This window comes from Nocardia alba NBRC 108234 (assembly GCF_001612665.1).
In the GTDB taxonomy this organism is placed as follows: domain Bacteria; phylum Actinomycetota; class Actinomycetes; order Mycobacteriales; family Mycobacteriaceae; genus Nocardia; species Nocardia alba.
The window spans coordinates 39,193-58,661 of sequence record NZ_BDAX01000028.1 but is presented as its reverse complement, the minus strand read 5'-3'; the positions used below and the strand labels follow the sequence as shown (position 1 = coordinate 58,661).

At 67.9% G+C, this 19,469-nt stretch carries 19 protein-coding genes and 1 pseudogene; 14 read left to right on the top strand and 6 right to left on the bottom strand.

The features are described from left to right. Positions 1-8: 8 nt before the first annotated feature. Positions 9-520, top strand: a pseudogene (locus NA12_RS26515) (RBBP9/YdeN family alpha/beta hydrolase); the annotation flags it as partial. A 101-nt stretch (positions 521-621) separates the two neighbouring features. Here the strand turns inward: NA12_RS26515 and NA12_RS26510 are convergent. After that, a complete protein-coding gene (locus tag NA12_RS26510) occupies positions 622-1,740 on the bottom strand; it encodes a PucR family transcriptional regulator (RefSeq protein WP_067457050.1) in 1,119 nt (372 codons plus the stop codon). 319 nt (positions 1,741-2,059) lie between these two features. Further along, on the bottom strand, positions 2,060-2,698 hold the full coding sequence (locus NA12_RS26505; RefSeq protein WP_067457047.1) for a PadR family transcriptional regulator: 639 nt from the start codon (positions 2,696-2,698) through the stop codon (positions 2,060-2,062). Between the two features lie 118 nt (positions 2,699-2,816). On the opposite strand from NA12_RS26505, the gene NA12_RS26500 reads away from it, so the two are divergent. Beyond that, positions 2,817-3,755, top strand: a complete 939-nt coding sequence (locus NA12_RS26500; RefSeq protein WP_067457044.1) for an ATP-binding cassette domain-containing protein — start codon at positions 2,817-2,819, stop codon at positions 3,753-3,755. Next, a complete protein-coding gene (locus NA12_RS26495; protein WP_067457041.1) occupies positions 3,752-4,567 on the top strand; it encodes an ABC transporter permease in 816 nt (271 codons plus the stop codon). Before NA12_RS26500 ends, NA12_RS26495 begins: the two co-directional genes overlap by 4 nt. Here NA12_RS26495 and NA12_RS26490 read toward each other — a convergent pair. The 3 genes from NA12_RS26490 to NA12_RS26480 all read right to left on the bottom strand — a co-directional run bounded on the left by NA12_RS26490 (position 4,564) and on the right by NA12_RS26480 (position 6,563). Further along, on the bottom strand, positions 4,564-5,355 hold the full coding sequence (locus tag NA12_RS26490; RefSeq protein ID WP_067457038.1) for a sulfotransferase family protein: 792 nt from the start codon (positions 5,353-5,355) through the stop codon (positions 4,564-4,566). The genes NA12_RS26495 and NA12_RS26490 overlap by 4 nt on opposite strands. After that, on the bottom strand, positions 5,352-5,924 hold the full coding sequence (gene cysC, locus NA12_RS26485) for an adenylyl-sulfate kinase (protein ID WP_067457035.1): 573 nt from the start codon (positions 5,922-5,924) through the stop codon (positions 5,352-5,354). The genes NA12_RS26490 and cysC overlap by 4 nt, the downstream gene beginning before the upstream one ends. A 138-nt stretch (positions 5,925-6,062) precedes the next feature. Further along, on the bottom strand, positions 6,063-6,563 hold the full coding sequence (locus tag NA12_RS26480) for a GtrA family protein (RefSeq protein WP_067457033.1): 501 nt from the start codon (positions 6,561-6,563) through the stop codon (positions 6,063-6,065). 142 nt (positions 6,564-6,705) lie between these two features. On the opposite strand from NA12_RS26480, the gene NA12_RS26475 reads away from it, so the two are divergent. Then, positions 6,706-6,885 carry a hypothetical protein gene (locus NA12_RS26475; RefSeq protein WP_067457208.1) on the top strand — a complete coding sequence of 60 codons (180 nt, stop codon included), beginning with the start codon at positions 6,706-6,708 and terminating at the stop codon, positions 6,883-6,885. 57 nt (positions 6,886-6,942) lie between these two features. On the opposite strand, the gene NA12_RS26470 is transcribed toward NA12_RS26475, so the two are convergent. Beyond that, on the bottom strand, positions 6,943-7,797 hold the full coding sequence (locus NA12_RS26470; RefSeq protein ID WP_067457030.1) for a dioxygenase family protein: 855 nt from the start codon (positions 7,795-7,797) through the stop codon (positions 6,943-6,945). Between the two features lie 143 nt (positions 7,798-7,940). On the opposite strand from NA12_RS26470, the gene NA12_RS26465 reads away from it, so the two are divergent. From NA12_RS26465 to NA12_RS26420, 10 genes are all read left to right on the top strand, one after another. Further along, a complete protein-coding gene (locus NA12_RS26465) occupies positions 7,941-8,411 on the top strand; it encodes a MarR family winged helix-turn-helix transcriptional regulator (protein WP_067457027.1) in 471 nt (156 codons plus the stop codon). A gap of 51 nt (positions 8,412-8,462) precedes the next feature. Then, the gene (locus NA12_RS26460) at positions 8,463-8,954 is read left to right on the top strand and encodes a DUF8821 family protein (RefSeq protein ID WP_503826295.1); all 492 of its coding nucleotides are present in this window, start codon (positions 8,463-8,465) and stop codon (positions 8,952-8,954) included. A 455-nt stretch (positions 8,955-9,409) separates the two neighbouring features. Further along, the gene (locus NA12_RS26455) at positions 9,410-10,033 is read left to right on the top strand and encodes a hypothetical protein (RefSeq protein WP_067457024.1); all 624 of its coding nucleotides are present in this window, start codon (positions 9,410-9,412) and stop codon (positions 10,031-10,033) included. A gap of 70 nt (positions 10,034-10,103) precedes the next feature. Next, entirely contained in the window at positions 10,104-10,313 is a 210-nt protein-coding gene (locus NA12_RS26450; RefSeq protein ID WP_067457021.1) for a TOBE domain-containing protein, read from the top strand. 274 nt (positions 10,314-10,587) lie between these two features. Continuing rightward, the gene (locus tag NA12_RS26445) at positions 10,588-10,986 is read left to right on the top strand and encodes a TOBE domain-containing protein (protein ID WP_067457202.1); all 399 of its coding nucleotides are present in this window, start codon (positions 10,588-10,590) and stop codon (positions 10,984-10,986) included. 11 nt (positions 10,987-10,997) lie between these two features. Further along, the gene (modA, locus tag NA12_RS26440; protein ID WP_067457018.1) at positions 10,998-11,774 is read left to right on the top strand and encodes a molybdate ABC transporter substrate-binding protein; all 777 of its coding nucleotides are present in this window, start codon (positions 10,998-11,000) and stop codon (positions 11,772-11,774) included. Continuing rightward, entirely contained in the window at positions 11,771-12,583 is an 813-nt protein-coding gene (gene modB / locus NA12_RS26435; RefSeq protein ID WP_067457014.1) for a molybdate ABC transporter permease subunit, read from the top strand. The genes modA and modB overlap by 4 nt, the downstream gene beginning before the upstream one ends. Further along, a complete protein-coding gene (locus tag NA12_RS26430) occupies positions 12,580-13,629 on the top strand; it encodes an ABC transporter ATP-binding protein (protein ID WP_067457011.1) in 1,050 nt (349 codons plus the stop codon). Before modB ends, NA12_RS26430 begins: the two co-directional genes overlap by 4 nt. Before the next feature lie 318 nt (positions 13,630-13,947). Then, positions 13,948-15,162 carry a MoeA family protein gene (locus NA12_RS26425; protein WP_165914867.1) on the top strand — a complete coding sequence of 405 codons (1,215 nt, stop codon included), beginning with the start codon at positions 13,948-13,950 and terminating at the stop codon, positions 15,160-15,162. Continuing rightward, a complete protein-coding gene (locus tag NA12_RS26420) occupies positions 15,159-19,346 on the top strand; it encodes a bifunctional nitrate reductase/sulfite reductase flavoprotein subunit alpha (protein WP_067457009.1) in 4,188 nt (1,395 codons plus the stop codon). Before NA12_RS26425 ends, NA12_RS26420 begins: the two co-directional genes overlap by 4 nt. Positions 19,347-19,469 lie beyond the last annotated feature (123 nt).

The following is a 19,469-nucleotide window of genomic DNA, read 5'->3' as shown; positions in this document are numbered from 1 at the left end:
CCGCACAGATGAATTCCGATTCGGAACCGACCGTCGTGATCGTTCCCGGGCTGCGTGACCACGTCGCCGACCATTGGCAGACGCTGCTCGCCGGCACCCTCGACCGCGTGGCGATCGTGGCGCCCCTGGAGCGCGACAGGCTGAGCCTGCCCGCGCGGGTCGCCGCACTCGACGCGGTGCTCGCCGAGATCGACGGCCCCGTCGTCCTGGTCGCGCACAGCGCGGGCGTGCTGATCACCGTCCACTGGGCCCAGCAGTCCGACCGACCGGTGCACGGCGCGCTCCTCGCCACACCCCCCGACTTCGAAACCCCACTGCCGCCGGGCTACCGAGCGCCGAGGAACTGGCGGCCAACGGCTGGACGCCGATCCCGCGGCGGCGGTTGCCGTTCCGGAGCATCGTGGCCGCGAGCAGCACCGACCCCCTCGCGGCAACGCGTCGCGTCGCGGGCATGGCCGAGGTGTGGGGGAGCAGACTGGTCGACCTCGGCGATGTCGGCCATCTGAATCCGGCGGCGGGCTAGGGTCCGTGGCCGCGTGCCGGGGAACTGCTCGACGAACTCCTCGACCGCACCGGTGAGTTCACTCGATGACAACCGTGCGGTGTCCAGGCAGGCGAGCCCTAGAAGCCTGTGTTGTCGGACCGTCCCACCGATTGGTAGTCGCGCACGACCAGCGCGGCCTGAAGTAGCCACATGAGCTTCGGATCATGGGCACTGAGCCCCACGAGGTCGTAGATACGCCGCAGCCGGTAGTCGACGGTGTTCATGTGGACATGGGTTTCGCGTGAGGTGAGCCGGCGGTTGAGGCCGTTGCCGAGATGTGCGCGCAGGGTGCTGATCAGGTCCGGAAACTCGGCGACCGGGTCGAGGAACGATTCGAGACGGTCCCGTCCGGGTCCTGGCCGAGTCAGTTGATACTCGATGGCGAGGTCTTCGATCTGGTACATGCCCGGTAGGTAGTGGAGTCTTGTTGCCACGTCCAGGAGCTCGTGCGCCTCCTCGACCGCGGAGGGAATCCGAGGTCGGTCAGCGGCGATCCCCACCACGGTGAGGGAGGTCAGTGCGACCAGGTCGCGGATCTTCGCGGCGGCACAGGATTGCGGCACCAGAATCGTCGCGCCGAACCCTGACTCCAAACCCGGTACGGGCTGCCCGAATTCGGTCGACAGCATCGCCCGGAAGTCGCGCGGTGACACCGCGTCGCGCGCGCACCGAGTCGCGGCCACCGCGAGGACGGTGTACCGCTCATCGGCCGGCGCCCCGTGCTCGCGGGTGGTTCTGGTCGTATAGCGGCCGCTGAGCAGAGTGTGCGCCAGGTACGCACCGTGATCGCTGGTGGGCGGTGCGACGTCGAGGTAGATGGTCGACACCGTCGCGGTCACCGAGCTCAGCGCATCCATCAGTCGGCGAACGTCGTCGAACGGCGCGCGGCGTGCTTGCAGATCGTCCAGGTGCAGCCGGAACCCTGCGTGGACATGCCGCTGCACGATGTCGATCGGTACACCGATGCTCGCCCATCGCGCGACGGTCGGACGAAGCCGTGGCATCCGGACGCTGCGAGATGATCGCTGCGCGCCGGACATCAGCGCGAGGCAGTCGGCGACAATGGCGCTGATCTCCTCGCGCAGGACGTTTCCTCGTCGGCTGCGACGCGGCATGGTCTCGAGAATCTGGTGCGCGATCCGATCGGTCGCCGGCGAGACAGACGCGGACGGCCCGGTGTCGAGGTGGCTGGTCATCGGGGGCTCACAGCGCGCGGCCGTCGACAGATGCGGTTGCGAGTCCGCGCCCGACGGCGACTCCCACGGCGAGTACGGCGGACCGGCGCCTATGTTGCTTCATTGCAACCATTTTCGGCAATTCCTCTCTGATCGACCGCACGCCACCGATCCGGGTGAATCGGACCGTGAACGAGTGACGCTGGTGATCCGCGTCGCTCGGTGACAGCGGCAAGAAGAGTCTGTACCGATCGGTATGCGCCGGTCACTGCACTGAGGTCAAGAGTCGGCAGTGGCGACCTTGTAGTCGGCGCCAAAACTCTGATCAGCCGGGAGTCGGTCAGCGGAGGTCGGTGGGGTGGGGCCCGGTGCCGAACGGGTTCGGCTCGTCCTCGGCGAGGATGCCCACGAAGGGTTCGCCCTCGTCGGCGAAGGTGTAGGCGCCGCCTTCGATGCGGTCGATCAGGCCGCGAGTCCAGGCCGCTTCGCTGTCGGCGGAGTGCACCCACATGTTCATGATCTCGCCGATGTGTCCGAGCTGCCCCGGCCCCTGCTCCGGTATGTAGTACTCGGTGACCGAGGCGCGCCACTGCTCGAGCCCGGTGATGCGCTGCTTCAGGAGCGTGACGGCCTCCGCGCGCGGTAGGTCGACGATGAATCCGATGGCGGCCGAGATCATGTCCATCTGCTGGTCGTAGGAGACCAGGGCCTCGCGCAGCAGCGTGCGGAACTCCTCGGTGCCCCTGTCGGTGATCTCGTATTCGACGCGGGGTGGACCGCCGACGGTGCTCGGGGCGACCTCGTGCGCGAGGAGCAGTCCCTGCTTGGCCATCTGCTTGAGCGCGTGGTAGATCGAGCCGGGCTTGGCGTTGGACCATTCGTGCGCGCCCCAGAATTCCAGGTCGTTGCGCACCTGGTAGCCGTGCGCCCGGCCGTGCTGACGGACCGCGCCGAGGACCAGCAGCCGGATCGCTGACATGGATGTCTCCCTTCCGAGCGAGTGCGAACAAGGTAGCAGTATTCAAGTTTGACTAATTGCATCCATCTCGGTACCTTGGCAGTCTAGTCAAATTTGATCACTGGCATCGGAGGGTGTTTTGACTGACCACGATCTCTCGATCGTCGTCGAAGGTCTGCGCAAGCGTTACGGGGCGAAGCAGGCACTCGACGGACTCGATCTCGCCGTTCGAACCGGCACCGTGCACGCGGTGCTCGGCCCGAACGGCGCGGGCAAGACCACGGCCGTGCGCATCATGTCCACCCTGCTCCGCCCCGAGGCGGGGCGGGTCGAGGTGGCCGGGATCGATGTGCGGACACGGGCCGACGAGGTGCGCGCGCGAATCGGTCTGCTCGGCCAGAGCGCCGCTGTCGACGAGGCGCTCAGCGGACGACAGAACTTGGAGATGTTCGGGCGGCTCTACCACCTGGGCGCACGGCGCGCGGGGACGCGGGCCGACGAACTCCTGGTGCGATTCGGCCTCGCGGACACCGGCAAGAAGGCGGTCGAGCAGTACAGCGGCGGTATGCGGCGACGACTCGACCTCGCGGCGTCGCTCATCTGCGAACCGCAGGTGCTGTTCCTGGACGAACCGACGACCGGGCTCGATCCGCGCGGGCGCGCCGAGGTGTGGGATTCGGTGCGTTCCCTGGTCGACGGCGGCACCACCGTGCTGTTGACCACTCAATACCTGGAGGAAGCCGATCAACTGGCCGACCGGATCTCGGTGATCGACCACGGGAAAGTCATCGCCGAGGGCACTGCCGACCAGCTGAAAGCCAAAACCGGCGGCGACCGTATCGACGTGGTCCTGCACGACGCCGCCCAACTGGCACGCGCGGCCGCGCTCCTGCCCGGTGAGGCGGTGGTGGACGCGGACCGGCGAATGGTCAGCGCCACGGTCGGCGACCGGATGGTGGCGCTGACCGAGACCGTCCGGGCATTGGAGGCCAACGGCATCGACGCCGAGGACATCGCGATCCGGCGCCCGACCCTCGACGAAGTCTTTCTGCACCTGACCAAGGAGGTCGCGGCGTGAGCACGACATATTCGACGAACCAGCCGGGTTCGACACTGGGTACCGCCCTCATCGATTCCTGGACGATGACCAGGCGCGAGCTGGCGCACTGGGCCCGCCAGCCCGTTCAGGTGGTCGTCGGGCTGGTGTTCCCGGTGATGCTGTTGCTGATGTTCAGCTACCTGATCGGCGGCGGACGCGGCATCGACGGCGACTTCAAGGACTATCTGGTCCCCGGAATCCTTACCATGACAATGGCTTTCGGGCTCGAGGCGACCATGCTCGCGGTGACCCAGGACCTCGGCAAAGGGGTCATCGATCGGTTCCGCTCGATGCCGATGAACTCGGCCGCGGTCCTGGTGGGGCGCAGCGTCGCCGACATGCTGCAGTCGGCGGTCGGGCTGATCGTGATGATCGCGGTCGGGTACGCGATCGGCTGGCGCTGGCACGACGGCGCCGCCTCGTTCCTGGCGGCGGTGGGACTGTTGTTGCTGTTCCGGTTCGCGATGTTGTGGATCGGCATCTATCTGGCGATGGTGGCGGGCAAGCCCGAACTGGTGCAGGCCGTGCAGATCCTGGTGTGGCCCATCAGCTTCCTCTCCAATGCCATCGCCTCGCCCGAATCGATGCCGTCCTGGCTCGGTGCGGTCGTCGAGTGGAACCCGATGTCGGCGACGGCTACCGCAGTGCGCGGCCTGCTGGGCAATCCGAGTGCGGTCGGCGACTCCTGGGCCGGGGCGCACGCCGAAATGCTGGCGGTGGCTTGGCCGTTGGTCCTGATCGCGGTGTTCTTCCCGCTGGCGGTGCGGCGATTCCGGGACCTGAGTCGCTAGCTCAGCGGTCGGGCGCTCGCGGACGAAGCCGGATAGCCCCATCCCCGGCATGCCGACCGCAGCGCGTCCGGGATGGTCTGCTCGTCGGGTAGCGGGCGAGCGGGCTGGATGGCTCCCGACCGGATGGTGTCGCTCCAATCACCGATGCCGCGCACGTAATCGCCGTGGTCGAAACGGCCGTAGTCCAGCATCGAGGGTTGCCATTCGACGTCGAGGAAGTGGCACAGGCCGCGCACGGTGTCCTCGGGGCGGTGGGTCAGGTCCTCGTAGCGAATCTCGTGGCCGGTCAGCGCCGCCCTGGCCTCGTTCATCGCGTCGACGAACTCCAGCGTCCGGCGCACCGGGTCGATTTCGCGGCGATCCGCCCAGGCACGGCCGAGGGAGTCGGCGATCTGGGCCGGGTGGCGCAACAGGAACACGTAGCGAGCGTCGGGCCAGCACGCGGCGATCCGTCGCCAGGTCAGCACGCTGCTCGTCGTCTTGTTGACCATCCGGTCCTTGCCGCTGCGTTCGAGCTCGTGGTGCAGGAGGCGGTCCCAGAGCAGGTGTTCGAGCTCGCGGATCGTCAGGCCGAGCGCGTCCAGCGAGATGCTCGCGTAGCGCTCGGCGATGTCGTCGGCGGCCCACTCGCGTTCCTGGACGGTGAGCAGGTTCAGGTGCAATTCGTGCGGGGCGTGAATACGCGCGTGGCTGTCGAGGACCGAGCGCAGCAGGGTCGACCCGGACCGGGGCGCGGACAGGATGAAGATCGGCGCGGGCACCAGGCGCTTGGCCGTTGCCTGCGTCACGGTCGCGAGCTCGGGGTGGCGATCAGGCTCCGGCGGTTCAGGAGTTCGAGCACGTGATCGGTGGATTCGGCGACCGACTCGGCTTCGGTGTCGATCCGCAGGTGGGGGAGCAGCGGTTGCTCATAGGCCGCGTCGACCCCGGTGAGCTGGGTGAGCTCGCCTCGGGACCGGCGCCCGTACAGGCCCTTGACGTCGCGCTGAGCGCAGGTCGACAGCGCCGTCGCGACATGGACTTCGGCGAACTCCAGCTCGGCGTCTTCGTGGCGGTCGCGCATCAGCGCGCGATCGGCGGCATACGGCGCGATGGCCGCCACGAGGACGAGCACCCCGTGCCCGGCCAGCATCAGGGCGAGGGTGGTGATCCGGGCGAGGTTCTGCTTGCGGTCGTCGGGGGCCAGGCCGAGTTCGGGCCACAGTCGCCCGCGCACCTCGTCGCCGTCGAGCACCTCGACCGGATAGCCGGCGGCCGCCAATCGATGTCGGGTGGCGGCGGCGATGGTGGATTTTCCCGAACTGGGCAGCCCGGTGAGCAGCACTGTCGCGCCGGGTCTGCAAGCCCCATCATTCATCAGACCTTTCTGACAGGGCGAAATTATGCGGGGGTATCGATTGTGCGATCGAAGCGTAAACGACTGCTGCCCAAAAGAATTCGTCCTGCGGCGATAAGGGAAACGGTGCCACTGATAAAGAATCGGCGTATTCGCCGGTCAGTTCCCGAAGACGAAACTGCGCAGAACGAGAAACCGCAATCCACCCACCGCGGCCATGATGGCGATCACGGCGCTTGCCTGCGCGACTTCCCCGAGATCCGGTGTCAGGGCGTCCAATCCGGCCAGTGCCGCCGTGCTGATCGCGAGGCCGAGCAGTGCCAGGCCGCCGCCTTCCCACTGCGCGGTGAACCCGCCGACCCTGCTTCCCGCCCGGAAAGTGAGCTGGCGATGCAATTCATTGGCGATCACGGTACTCACCATCGACCCTGCGACATTGGCGACCAGTGGACCGCTGTCGTGCATGGTCAGGAACAGCAGCGCGTACGCGATATTGCTGGCGCCGCCCACCAGGGCGAACCGGATCAGTTGAGCGAAGGCATGGTCGCCGCCCAGCGATCGCAGTACGCGCCCGACAGCGATGCGCGGCGCGGGGCCGGTCCACGCGGCGTAGGGGCTGGTGAGCAGTATTCCCGGGTGGGTGAGCTGCGAGACGGTCATGATCGTTCCGATCTGGCGAGCGGACTCGGCTGGGTGCCGGATAACGCTTGTGACTATACGTAGATGTATACGTATAAACAAGAGTCGGAGGTGTCCCTGATCGGTATTGGCGCAGGCGGCGCAGTCGGCGGACACTGGAGGAATGGTTGACAGGGAGCAACGCACACCCTTCTACGGGGTGGTGCTGATTCTCGCAGCGTTGGGCGCGTCGATGGCGGTCAGTTACTACGGGCCGACCTGGATCCGCGTCACCGTCTACATCCTCACGGCGGTGGTTGTCGTGGTCGGCGGCGTCATGACCTTCCGCGACTACTCGCACTGACGCCGCGACCCGCGCCTCGCCCCCTGGTTCGGCAGGGGGCGCGATGGGTGCGGTGTATCAGGTCATCTGGACCGAGCGGATGGAGTTGCCCATCACCATGCGGTCGATGGCGCTCACGGCCCCGGCCGGGTTGTCGGCGGCGCCGACGGTGAGCAGCAGCGGCACGAAGTGATCGGCGCTCGGATGGGCGACGGCCACGCCGGGCGCCCGGTTCCGGTAGTCGGTGAGGGCGTCCGCATCGCCGCGGGCGAGGGCGTCGACGGCCCACTCGTCGAAGGCGGCGTTCTCGGCGGCGAGTTCGGGGTGGCGGAACACGGCGAAGCTGTGCGTCATGAAGCCGGAGCCGACCACGAGAATTCCCTCGTCCCGCAGTGGACGCAGGCGGGCCCCGAGGTCGAGCAGTGCGCCGGGGTCGAGGCTGGGCATCGACAACTGGACCACAGGGACGTCCGCCGCGGGGTACATCGCCATGAGCGGAATGAAGGCCCCGTGGTCGAGGCCGCGGTCGGTGAATTCGTGCACCGGGGTGCGGCCGAGCAGGCCGACGAGTCGCCGGGCCAGGTCGGTGGCGTCCGGGGTCGCGTAGGGCAGGGTCTTGTAGCGGGGGTGGAAGCCGCCGAAGTCGTAGTAGAGCGGGGTGCCCGCCACGGCGCCCGTGATCGCGACCGGCGCTGATTCCCAGTGCGCCGAGACGACGACGATGGCCCGCGGTTTCGGCATCGATTGGGCCCAGTCGAACAGGTCGCCGACCCACTGTGGATCGTCGAGGGTGAACGGGGCTCCGTGGCTGACGAAGAGGCTGGGCAGCGGTCCGTCCGCCGGGCTCCACCGGCGCTGCTCGCGCGCTCGGGGCATGACCCTGGCGAGCAGGTCGTCGTACGCCGCGGCCGGTGCGGGGTTTGTCGGGTTCATCGCCGATCCTCTCCTGTGCTCGCCCGGCACGCTTTATCGCTTGCCCAGGCAAGTCGAATGTACCGCATATTCACTTGCCTGGGCAACTGTCATAACTTGCTTGGGAAAGTTCGAAGAGATGCCGGGGCAAGTATGATGAGCGCATGGAAACCCAGTCGCCCTGGCTCGACGCCGACCAGCAGGACCTGTGGCAGGCGCTACTCACAGTCCTGACCGCCCTCCCGGCGGCGCTCGATCGGCAATCGCAGCGAGATTCCGGCATCTCCCACTTCGAGTACGGGGTACTGGCCCGGCTGTCCATGTCCGACGCCGCCACCTTGCGGCTCAGCGACCTCGCCCGAAAATGCGACAGCGCCCAGCCCCGGCTGTCGAAGGTGATGGACCGCTTCGAGGCCCGCGACTGGGTGGTTCGCCGGACCGACCCCACCGACGGTCGCTACACCCTCGCCACGCTGACCGACGCGGGCCGAGCCAAGCTCACCGAGAGCGCCCCCGACCACGTCGCCCAGGTGCGGCGACTCGTCTTCAACCCGCTCACGGCCGCGCAGCAACGCCACCTCGGCACCGCGCTCACCCGCATCGCCGCCACGGTCCGCGCGGACCTCGAGGGCTAGTCGCGCTGCGCGGCCTAGGATCATGGCGATAGCCCGAGATCATCTTCCGACGTGCTCGACGTTCCCACCGAGGAGTTCGCCGTGGCCTATATCGTGGATTTCAAGACCGTCTCGACGCAGGGAGTCGAATCGTCGCCGGTCGCGGACGCGCTCGCGGGATTGCGGGCGAACGAGGCCAGGTACTTCAAGAACAAGTACGACTACGTCTTCACGGTGGAGCCCGCGAGTGCGGCGCCCTCGGCGCTCGACTGGGTGAGCCGGATTCTCGCGGCCGAACGCGACATCGTCATCGCTTCTCGCCCGCTCGAGGCGACCATGTTCGAGGTCGAGAACCTTCGCATCGCCTACGTCTTCTACGAGAGCGGTCTGTCGATCAATGTGATGTACTCGCTCGACGATACGAAGAAGCGGGCCGTCGGTTTCAAGCTCAGCGAGGGAATGGACGCGCCCGCAGAGCTTTCCGCGTTCAAGTTCGCCAGGCAGAAGTCGAAGCTCGCCGGCACCATTCGCGGTTCCTACTTCGTCATCAAGGGTGAGTACTGATCAGCGCCACCGGTTAGACCGACCGGTGACTTCCCCCAGACAGATGGAATAGGCCGCGACGCGCACCTGCGTCCCACTACCGCATCGCGGTGATCGCGAATGTCGGCCGCATACAGAACAGTCCCCGGTAGCTGCCTCGAAACCCTGAGTTCAGTCGTCGCTGACAACTCCGGTATTTCGATTGGCTTGCCGGGGGCTTGGCCGGATCCTGAAATATCGTCGCTACGGTCGACAAACGTCTTTCTCGACAGTGCGGCTCATTCCGGTGCTCCGGTGTAAACCCAGTCTTCTCCGGATTTTCTCGATGTCAATACTTTCGTGGCAGTGAAAACGGTCGAATTTTTCGGTGGGAGAAAATCGGCAGGCACATTGTGTCGGCGGACGGTTCGGAGGACAGTGGATGTGTCCGGTGGCGCCCACCGGGGCGCCGCCCTTCCTGGAGTAGGAGGTGGCCCGTGTACGCACGTTCCAGCACCTTCGCGGCCGAGCGCTCGTCGATCGACCGCGGTATCGCGTACCTCCACAATGCGGTGATGCCGAACATGCCCGAGATCGACGGGTGGGTCGGCATGTCACTGATGGTGGACAGGGCGACAGGTCGATGCATCGCCACGACCGCGTGGGAATCCGAGGACGCCATGCGCGAGAGCAGGATGCGCGTTCGATCCCTGCGTGATGGTCTGGCTGATGCGCTCGAGGGTCAGGTGGACAACATCGAGGAATGGGAAGTCGCGGTCATGCACCGTGAGCACCTGGCCGGCGCGAGCGCCTGTACCCGATGCACCTGGATCCAGGTCGCCCCGGCCGCGGTCGACCTGGCGATCCACACGTTCAAGGCCGACCTGCTGCCGGAGTTCGAGAAGATCGAGGGCTTCCGCAGCGCGAGCCTGTTCGTCGACCGGGAAACCGGCCGAGGGGTGGGGTCGACGGTCTGGGCCAGCCGAGAGGAATTGGACAACAGCCGCCCCCTCGTGGATCGCATGCGAGCCGAAGCGATCCGCACGATGGGCGCCGAAGTCCTCGAGATATCGGAGTTCAGACTCGGCTTCGCCCACCTGCGCGTACCCGAACTGGTGTGAATCCGCGAGCGATCGCCGCCCGCCCGCGTCGTTGCGCCGAGCCCGCTTCACCTGGGATTACAGTCGGCCCATGCGCCTGAGTACCCGAAACCAGCTCGACGGGACCGTGCTCTCGGTGACCCGCGGCGAAGCGATGGCAGTGGTTCGCGTCCGGCTCACGGGCGGGGACGAGGTGACCTCGTCGATCACCCGCGACGCGGTCGACGACCTCGGTTTGGTCGAGGGTGTCGCGGTGAAGGTTCTGATCAAGTCGACCGAAGTGACCCTCGGCGTCGACTGAGATCGGCCTCGCGGTCCGGACCTCACCGCTGGGGTGCGGGCGCGCGAGAGCTGGTTGTCACATGCGGCGCGGGTCGATGTGATCCCCGCGCAACAAGATCTCCCTACGGTTGCGGATCGCCGGAATTACGGCGATCCGCAACCGACCCGTTTCGCGCGGTTCGGGACAGGAGGAGATCCCTATTTCGCTGCTCAACCGTAGTGCTCCGTCGCCGGAGGCCACCACTGCGCGACTTCCCGCGCGCACCGCAGCTGCGCGGAATATGCTGCTCGACGTGTCGAATCTGCGGATCAGTGAAGTAGCCACCCTCATGGGCGTCAGCGATGACACCGTCCGGCGCTACATCGACCTGGGCAAACTGGCCGCGATCCAGCTCGAGAACGGCCGCAAGGGCGTCGAGGGACGCGAGCTGGCCGAGTTCCTGCAGCGCGAGAACGAGGCGGCCCCGCCCGGCGCCGCTGTCGCCACCTCGGCGCGCAACCGGATGCGCGGCATCGTGACGCGGGTCGTCAAGGACACCGTCATGGCCCAGGTGGAGATGCAGGCCGGGCCGTTCCGGCTGGTGTCGCTGATGAGCCGCGAATCCGTCGACGAACTCGGCCTCGACGTCGGCAGCATCGCCGTCGCCTCGGTGAAGTCCACGCACGTTGTTGTTGAAATAACTGAAAGTTGATGAGGTAGAACATGATTCGCACACTTCGCGCGGCCGCTCTGGCCGGTGCGGTGGCAGTGGCCGTTGTCGGCTGTGGCGCCGACACCGAACCGGCGCCGGTGGGCGACCAGATCGGGGGCACGGTCACCGTGTTCGCCGCGGCGTCGCTGACCGAGACCTTCACCGAGCTGGGCAAGCAGTTCGAGGCCGAACACCCCGGCACGAAGGTGGTGTTCAACTTCGGCGCCAGCTCCGCACTGGCCGAACAGATCAAGCAGGGTGCCCCGGTCGACGTGTTCGCCTCGGCGGCGCCGAAGAACATGCAGCAGGTCGTCGACGCGGGTGAGGTCACCGCCAAGCCGGTCACCTTCGTCCGCAACCGGCTCGAGATCGCCGTGCCCAAGGGCAACCCGGGCCAGATCACCGGACTGGCCGATTTCGCGAAGCCCGAGGAGAAGATCGCGCTGTGCGCCGAGCAGGTCCCCTGCGGCGCCGCGGCGAAGACGGTGTTCGAAGCGGCCGGGATCACCCCGCAGCCGGACACCCGTGAAGCCGACGTGAAAGCCGTGCTGACCAAGGTGACCCTCGGCGAGGTCGACGCGGCGCTGGTCTACCGCACCGACGTGCAAGCCGCGGGTGAGAAGGTCCAGGGGATTGATTTCCCGGAGTCGACCAAGGCGATCAACGACTACCCGATCGCCCCGCTGGCCGAGGCGCCCAACGGCAAGGCCGCCTCGGCCTTCGTGACCTTCATCGGTACGGACAAGGCCAAGGCGGCCTTCGTCAAGGCAGGTTTCGACACCCCGTGACACAGGCTGCGCGACGGCGGGCGGTCCGGGGTCGGCGACCGCTGATCCTGGTCCTGCCCGCCGTCTGCGCGCTGGCGTTCCTGGTGCTGCCGATGATCGGGCTGCTGGTGCGCGCTCCGTGGCGGACCCTGCCGGAGCGGCTGACCAGCGCCGAAGTCGGCCAGGCGCTGCGGCTTTCGCTGATCTGTGCCACCTCGGCCACGGCCGTGTGCCTGGTGCTCGGTATCCCGCTGGCGTGGCTGCTGGCCCGCGGCGAGGTGCCTTTCCTCGGATTCCTCCGCGCGTTGGTGACCGTGCCACTGGTGCTGCCGCCGGTGGTCGGTGGCGTGGCGCTGCTGCTGGTGCTCGGCCGTCGCGGGATCGTCGGCCGCTACCTCTACGAATGGTTCGGTTTCTCGTTGCCGTTCACGACCGCGGGCGTGATCGTGGCCGAGGCCTTCGTCGCCATGCCGTTCCTGGTCATCTCCGTCGAAGGCGCGCTGCGCGCGAGTGATCCCCGCTACGAGGAAGCCGCCGCGACCCTGGGCGCCTCACGCTGGCTGACCTTCCGCCGCGTCACCCTGCCCTCGGTCATGCCCGGCGTCGTCGCGGGCGCGGTCCTGTGCTGGGCTCGCGCCCTGGGCGAATTCGGCGCCACCATCACCTTCGCCGGGAGCTTTCCCGGCACCACCACGACCATGCCGTTGGCGGTCTACCTCGCGCTCGAGACCGACCCTGCGGACGCGATCGTGTTGAGCTTGGTCCTGCTCGCGGTGTCGGTCGCCGTACTGGCCGCGCTGCGTGATCGCTGGACGCGAGGGACGCTGTGAGCCTGCGCGCCGAACTTCGCGTTACCCGAGGCGATTTCGATCTCGACATCGCGTTCACCGTGGCACCGGGCGAGGTGGTCGCGCTGCTGGGACCCAACGGCGCGGGCAAGACCACCGCGCTGCGCGCCCTGGCCGGGCTGACGCCCCTGTCGCAGGGGCGGATCGAGCTCGACACCGAGGTCTGGGACGAGCCACCCGCCCGCTTCGTGCCCGCCGAGCGACGTGCGATCGGCGTCGTGTTCCAGGACTACCTGCTGTTCGCGAACATGACCGCCCTGGACAATGTCGCCTTCGGGTTGCAGGCCCGCGGCCTCCCACGCGCCACCGCCAGGCAGCGCGCCGCCGGCTGGCTGGACCGGGTCGGGCTCACCTCGCACGCCGCCGCCAAGCCCCGCTCGCTCTCGGGTGGTCAGGCGCAGCGGGTCGCCCTGGCCCGAGCCCTGGCCACCGACCCCGCGTTACTTCTGCTCGATGAGCCGCTGGCCGCCCTCGACGCCAGCACCCGGTTGCAGGTGCGCGCCGAACTCGGCCATCACCTCGCCGACTTCGGTGGACACACGGTCCTGGTCACCCACGATCCCCTCGACGCGATGGTCCTGGCCGACCGGCTCGTCATCATCGAGAACGGCCACGTCGTCCAGGACGGGCCACCGGCCGAAGTAGCCCAGCGCCCACGCACCGACTATGTCGCGAACCTGGTCGGCCTCAATCTCTATCGCGGTGTGGCACAGGGTACTTCGGTGACCCTGACGACCGGCGGCACGCTCACCATCGCCGAACCCGCCGACGGCGAGGTCTATCTCGCCTTCCCGCCGAGCGCGGTCGCGCTGTATCCCCAACCGCCGGTGGGCAGCCCGCGCAACACCTGGCAGACCACGGTGTCCGGCGTCGAGCAACACGCCCACCTCACCCGGATCCGCCTCGACGGCGTCCCCACGGTGCTGGCCGAAGTCATCCCGGCCACCGTGGCGGCGTTGAAATTACAGGCAGGCATGCGGCTGTGGGCCTCGGTCAAAGCGACCGAGATCCGCGTCTACCCGGCCTGATCCACACCTTCCGGAGCCCATGGTGGCGACTCGACCCACCAGTTGCCCGCATCGCGAGGGTGATCTATCCCTCATCGATCCTCCAGCGCCCGCCCGAGGTCGGTGCGAGACCGGGGTGATGCCGGCGTCGAGGGCGTCGCTGTGTTGTTATCCGGCCTCTCACCTGCGAAGAAGCGACCGTGTGCCGACGACCTGATCGCGGTCGAAAGTCGTCGGATCGGGAGCGCACAGTAGTCCGCAACTTCGGGTGAGATCTCGGACATGAATGGGCAACTACGGAGACATTCGCGAGAAATAACCGAAATTGAGGATATTGACATGACTGGAGGTGGGTTGACCGGGATCGTGCCAGGTGCTGCCGTGGACGTGCCGATGGCACCGCCCGCGCCGACAGCGGTCTATGTCTCGGTGGTGAGCCTGCCGCGATTCCTGCGCCGCAGCTTGGCGCCGCTCGCGCCCACCTACCGATCGCTCAGCGATGTGGTCGGGGCGACGCTGGCCCGCCCGCTCGAGGCGACAGCGGCCGAGCCCTCGATGGACGCCGCGGCCCTGGACGGCTACGCCATCAGCGGCTCCGGTCCGTGGTGGACCGTGCGCCCCGAACGCGTGCATCCGACGATGGCCGCACTCGGCAACGGCGAAGCCGCGCGGATCACCCGCGGGATGCCGACGCCGCGGGGATCGACCGCCGTCATCCGTGCCGAGGACGTGAAGTTCTCGCGCGTCGCGGGCCGCGTCGTGTTGACGCGCACACCCCACGCGCCACTACGCGACGACACCAGGGTGCGCGGCGAGCAATGGCACGCGGGCACCGTACTCGCGGCGGCGGGAACCCGGGTGGGCGCCGCGGTGGTGTCGATCGGGTCCAGCGCCGATGTCGCCGTCGGCCTCGTGCGCGGGCCGGTCTCGGCAGACGTATTGGTCACCGGCCGACGATTCGCCGCCGGCGCCGCGACCAGCGACACGGACGCGGTCACGCCGGTGGTGTCGACCTTCCTGGCCGCCGGTGACATCCGGTGCCGCAAGGTCTGGCAGATCGCCGACGGGGAACTGCTGCGCGCCTGGTTCGCCATGCCCACCGACGCCGAACTGGTGATCGTGGTCGGCGCGATCGACGAAATGCGTTGCCTACTCACCGAGATCGGTGCCGCTATCGTCGTCGACGGCGTGATGATCCGCCCCGGCGGCGAACAACTCATCGCCCGCCTGCCCGATGGACGGACCCTGATCGTTGTGCCCGCCAACCCCTTCGAGGCGATCACCGCCCTGATGGTCACCGGACGCTGCGTGGTCGAGGCGCTGACCGATCGGACTCCCAGTCGTCTGCGCGGCCGACTCGTCGACCGCTCGACGCCGCCGGGGCAGACCACCGACATCGTCCCGGTCACCCAGGTCGACGGCGGGGTGTGGCGGGCCACCGGCGCGGTGGGCATTCCCCACCTCGCCCATCTGGTCGACGCCCAGGCGCTGGCGCTGCTGCCGCCGGGCAGCACGCGCGCGACCCTGGCCGAGCTGATCCTGCTACCCCGATGAGCGGCGCCGAGACCGTGCGGACGGTCTGCTCCTACTGCGGTGTCGGATGTGGCATCGCCCTCGAAATCGACACCGCCGCAGACGGATCGAGGACCGTCCGCAAGGCGCCCGGCGACCGGGCGCACCCGGCCAACGGCGGTCGCCTGTGCACCAAGGGCGGCAGCCACGCCGACCTGCTGAAGATCACCGAGGGCCGCCTCTCGACCGCCCTGGTCCGCCCCGAGCGAGGCGTCGAACCGATCGCCACGGCCGTCGACACTGCCATCACCGACACCGCCGCACGGCTGCGGGCGATCATCGACGAGCACGGCCCCGACGCGGTAGCGCTCTACGTTTCCGGCCAGATGACTCTCGAAGCCCAGTATCTGGCCAACAAACTGGCCAAGGGTTTCCTCGGCACCAACCAGATCGAGTCCAACTCCCGGCTGTGCATGGCCAGCGCGGGCAGCGGCTACAAACTCTCGCTCGGCGCCGACGGCCCACCCGGCTCCTACGACGATTTCGACCATGCCGATGTCTTCTTCGTCATCGGCGCCAATATGGCCGACTGCCACCCGATCCTGTTCCTGCGCATGATGGATCGCGTCAAGGCGGGCGCGAAACTGATCGTGGTCGACCCGCGCCGCACCGCCACCGCGGACAAAGCCGACCTGTATCTGCAGATCACCCCCGGCACCGACCTCGCCCTGCTCAACGGTCTGCTGCATCTGCTCGTGCAGGCCGGGCACCTCGACACCGAATTCATCGCCGAGTTCACCGAGGGCTTCGACGGGCTACCAGAATTCCTGGCCGAGTACGACCCGGCCTCGGTGTCGGCGCTCACCGGCCTCGCCGCCGAGGACCTGCGTCGCGCCGCCGAGTTGATCGGCACCGCGAACAACTGGATGAGCTGCTGGACCATGGGACTCAACCAGTCCACCCACGGCACCTGGAACACCAACGCCCTGGTCAATCTGCACCTGGCCACCGGCGCGATCTGCCGTCCCGGCAGCGGTCCGTTCTCCCTGACCGGCCAGCCCAACGCCATGGGCGGTCGCGAGATGGGTTACATGGGCCCCGGCCTGCCCGGACAGCGCAGTGTGGTCTCCGCCGAGGACCGTGCCTTCGTCGAGAACCAGTGGGGCCTCGCTCCCGGGACGCTGCGCACCGAGGTCGGCAGCGGGACCATCGACATGTTCTCCCGCATGGCCGCGGGCACGATCAAGGCGTGCTGGATCATCTGCACCAATCCCGTTGCCACCGTGGCCAATCGCAAGACGGTCCTGGCCGGGCTCGAAGCCGCCGAACTGGTGATCACCCAGGACGTGTTCGCCGACACCGAGACCAACGCCTACGCCGACGTGATCCTGCCCGCCACCCTGTGGATCGAGCACGAAGGGGTGATGATCAACTCCGAACGCAACCTCTCCCTGGTGCACAAGGTCATCGACCCGCCCGGCGACGCGCGACCCGACTGGCAACTCATCGCCGAGATCGCCTGCGCCATGGGCTATTCCGATGCGTTCACCTACGACAGCGCCGAACAGATCTTCGACGAGATCAAAGCCTTCTGGAACCCGCGCACCGGCTACGACCTTCGTGGGGCCGACTTCGACCGACTCCGGGAAGGGCCGCTGCAATGGCCGGTCGCACCGGAAGGGCCCGCCCGCAACCCGATTCGCTACCGCAACGACGGGGTGAGTCAGGATTCGCGCACCCGCGAGGACGGCGTCACTCCGTCGCTGTGGTTCCCGACCGCGTCCGGACGCGCGGTCTTCTTCGCCCGCCCGCACCTCGCACCGGCCGAACTTCCCGACGACGACTACCCGTTTCTGCTCAATACCGGTCGCGTGCAACACCAATGGCACACGCTCACCAAGACCGGCCGGATCGCGAAACTCAACAAACTCAACCCCGGTCCCTTCGTCGAGATCCATCCCGAGGACGCGGCCCGGCTGTCGGTGGTCGAGGGGGATTGGCTCGAGGTCGCCTCCCGGCGGGGCCGCGCGGTGCTGCCCGCCGTGGTCACCGACCGGGTCCGGGTGGGCGACATCTTCGCGCCGTTCCACTGGAACGACCTGTTCGGTGAGTACAGGGCCGTCAACGCGGTGACCAACGACGCGATCGACCCGATCTCGCAGCAGCCCGAGTTCAAGGTGTGCGCGGTCCGGCTCACGAAGGTGCCCGCGCCGATCGTCATCGAACCGCAGCAGCCGCCCGCGACCGACCCGCCGTCCACCGTGGGCGTCACCGGCCCGGTGAACGCTGCGCGAGCGGCGACGCCGGGCCTGGTCTTCGCCGCGGCCGACCTGCTCGGCCTGGGCGAGCTGACCGCGCCGGACTTCTCGGCCACCGAGCAGGGTTACCTGGCCGGATTCCTCGCCGGTGTCGGCCGCCACGACACCGCCGTCGTTCCGGTACTGCCGCCGGTCAACCCGCTGCGACCGGCGCACGCGATGTGGGTCGACGGCATGCTCGCCGGTCTCTTCGGCGCCCATCAACCGATTCCGGATCACCCGATTCCCGAGGTCACCGCCGCGCCGACCACCGCACCGTCGCAGGCCGCCGCCCCGGTGCGCCCGTTGCTGGTGTTGTGGGCCTCCCAGACCGGCAACGCCGAGGACTTCGTCACCGCCACCCTGATCCCCGCGATCGGCGAGGGCGGACGCGAACCGGTCATCCGCGGCATGGACGACCTCGGCGTCACCGACATCCCGGCCGACGCCGACCTCGTGGTGGTCTCGAGCACCTTCGGCGACGGCGACGCACCCGACAACGGCGCCGCTTTCTGGCGGTCACTGACCGAAGCGGAGGAATCCACACTCGCCGGACGCCGCTTCGCCGTACTGGCTTTCGGCGATTCGAACTACGACGCGTTCTGCGGCCACGGCCGTCGCCTCGACGAACGTCTCGCCGAACTCGGCGCCCAGCGGCTGATCGCCCGGGTCGACTGCGAACCGGACTTCGAGGAGACAGCCCGAGGCTGGCTCGCCGAACTGATCCCGGCGCTGGTCGCCGCGCAGCCCGCCACGTCACCGCAGCCGGCGATCCACCTGGCGCCCGCAGGCGGGGGAGCGACGAGAACAACCGTGCGCACGGACACACCCACCGGTCTTCTCGTCGGCAACCGCCTGCTGAGTCTGCCCGGCGCGCAGAAGGAAGTCCGCCAGTTCACCTACGACCTGTCCGGGTCCGATCTCACCTACGACGTCGGGGACGCCCTCGGTGTCCGTCCGGCCAACGATCTCGGCCTGGTGTGGGAGTTCCTCGCGGTCACCGGACTCGACCCGGCCACCACCGTCGAGGTCCCCAAAGCCGGCGCCATGCCGCTGTCCATCGCGCTCGAGGGCCACCTCGACCTGACCAGGACCACGAACGAACTGCTGCGGTTCGTCACCGACCGCACCGGGGATCGCATCGTCAAAACCCTGCTCCGACCCGACAACAAGGGCGAACTCGCCAAATGGCTGTGGGGTCGCCAGCCCGCCGACATCGCCGCCGAATTCGCGCTCACCGCGGACCCACAAGAATGGGTCGGCCTGTTCAAACGACTCCAGCCCCGCCTGTACTCGATCTCCTCGAGCCCCCTGGTCGACGCGTCCCGGGTGAGTACCACGGTCTCGGTGATTCGCTACGAGAGCGTGACCGGGCGCGCTCGCGGCGGACTGTGCTCGTCCTACCTGGCCGACGCCGAACTCGACCAGCCCCTGATCCTGCATGTCCAATCCGCCCCGCACTTCCGCCCGCCCGACGATCCCGCGGTCGCGGCGATCATGGTCGGACCCGGCACCGGCGTCGCGCCGTTCGTCGGATTCCTCGAACACCGCCGCGCCCGTGGTGACCAGGCCGCCAACTGGCTGTTCTTCGGCGAACAGCACGAAGCCACCGACTTCTACTACCGCGACGAACTCGAACAGCTCCAGCGCGACGGCATTCTCTCGCGCCTTGACCTCGCGTTCTCCCGCGATCAGCGCACCAAGATCTACGTCCAGGACCGCATGCGCGAACACGGCGCCCAGCTGTGGAAGTGGCTCGAAGACGGCGCGCATTTCTACGTCTGCGGCGACGCCGCCCGCATGGCCAAGGACGTCGACGCCGCACTGCGCGAGATCGTCGCCCACCACGGCAACCTCGCCGAAGACGACGCCGACGCCTACGTCAAGAAGCTGTCGACCGACAAACGCTACGTCCGTGATGTGTACTGAACCAGGGCATTCGACCTTCCCCGAACGCGGGGATCTCGGTCGGCGTGAGTCCGGATGATCCCATGGTGGCGCATCTTCCGCAGCCCGATTCGGTGTCCTTATACGATCCGGAGGTCTGACGCG

Coding starts and splice junctions, on each gene's coding strand:
- NA12_RS26510 (WP_067457050.1), bottom strand. CDS start 1,740: ATGACCAGCCACCTCGACACCGGGCCGTCCGCGTCTGTCTCGCCGGCG.
- NA12_RS26505 (WP_067457047.1), bottom strand. CDS start 2,698: ATGTCAGCGATCCGGCTGCTGGTCCTCGGCGCGGTCCGTCAGCACGGC.
- cysC (WP_067457035.1), bottom strand. CDS start 5,924: ATGAATGATGGGGCTTGCAGACCCGGCGCGACAGTGCTGCTCACCGGG.
- NA12_RS26480 (WP_067457033.1), bottom strand. CDS start 6,563: ATGACCGTCTCGCAGCTCACCCACCCGGGAATACTGCTCACCAGCCCC.
- NA12_RS26475 (WP_067457208.1), top strand. CDS start 6,706: ATGGTTGACAGGGAGCAACGCACACCCTTCTACGGGGTGGTGCTGATT.
- NA12_RS26470 (WP_067457030.1), bottom strand. CDS start 7,797: ATGAACCCGACAAACCCCGCACCGGCCGCGGCGTACGACGACCTGCTC.
- NA12_RS26465 (WP_067457027.1), top strand. CDS start 7,941: ATGGAAACCCAGTCGCCCTGGCTCGACGCCGACCAGCAGGACCTGTGG.
- NA12_RS26450 (WP_067457021.1), top strand. CDS start 10,104: ATGCGCCTGAGTACCCGAAACCAGCTCGACGGGACCGTGCTCTCGGTG.
- modA (WP_067457018.1), top strand. CDS start 10,998: ATGATTCGCACACTTCGCGCGGCCGCTCTGGCCGGTGCGGTGGCAGTG.
- NA12_RS26425 (WP_165914867.1), top strand. CDS start 13,948: ATGACTGGAGGTGGGTTGACCGGGATCGTGCCAGGTGCTGCCGTGGAC.
- NA12_RS26420 (WP_067457009.1), top strand. CDS start 15,159: ATGAGCGGCGCCGAGACCGTGCGGACGGTCTGCTCCTACTGCGGTGTC.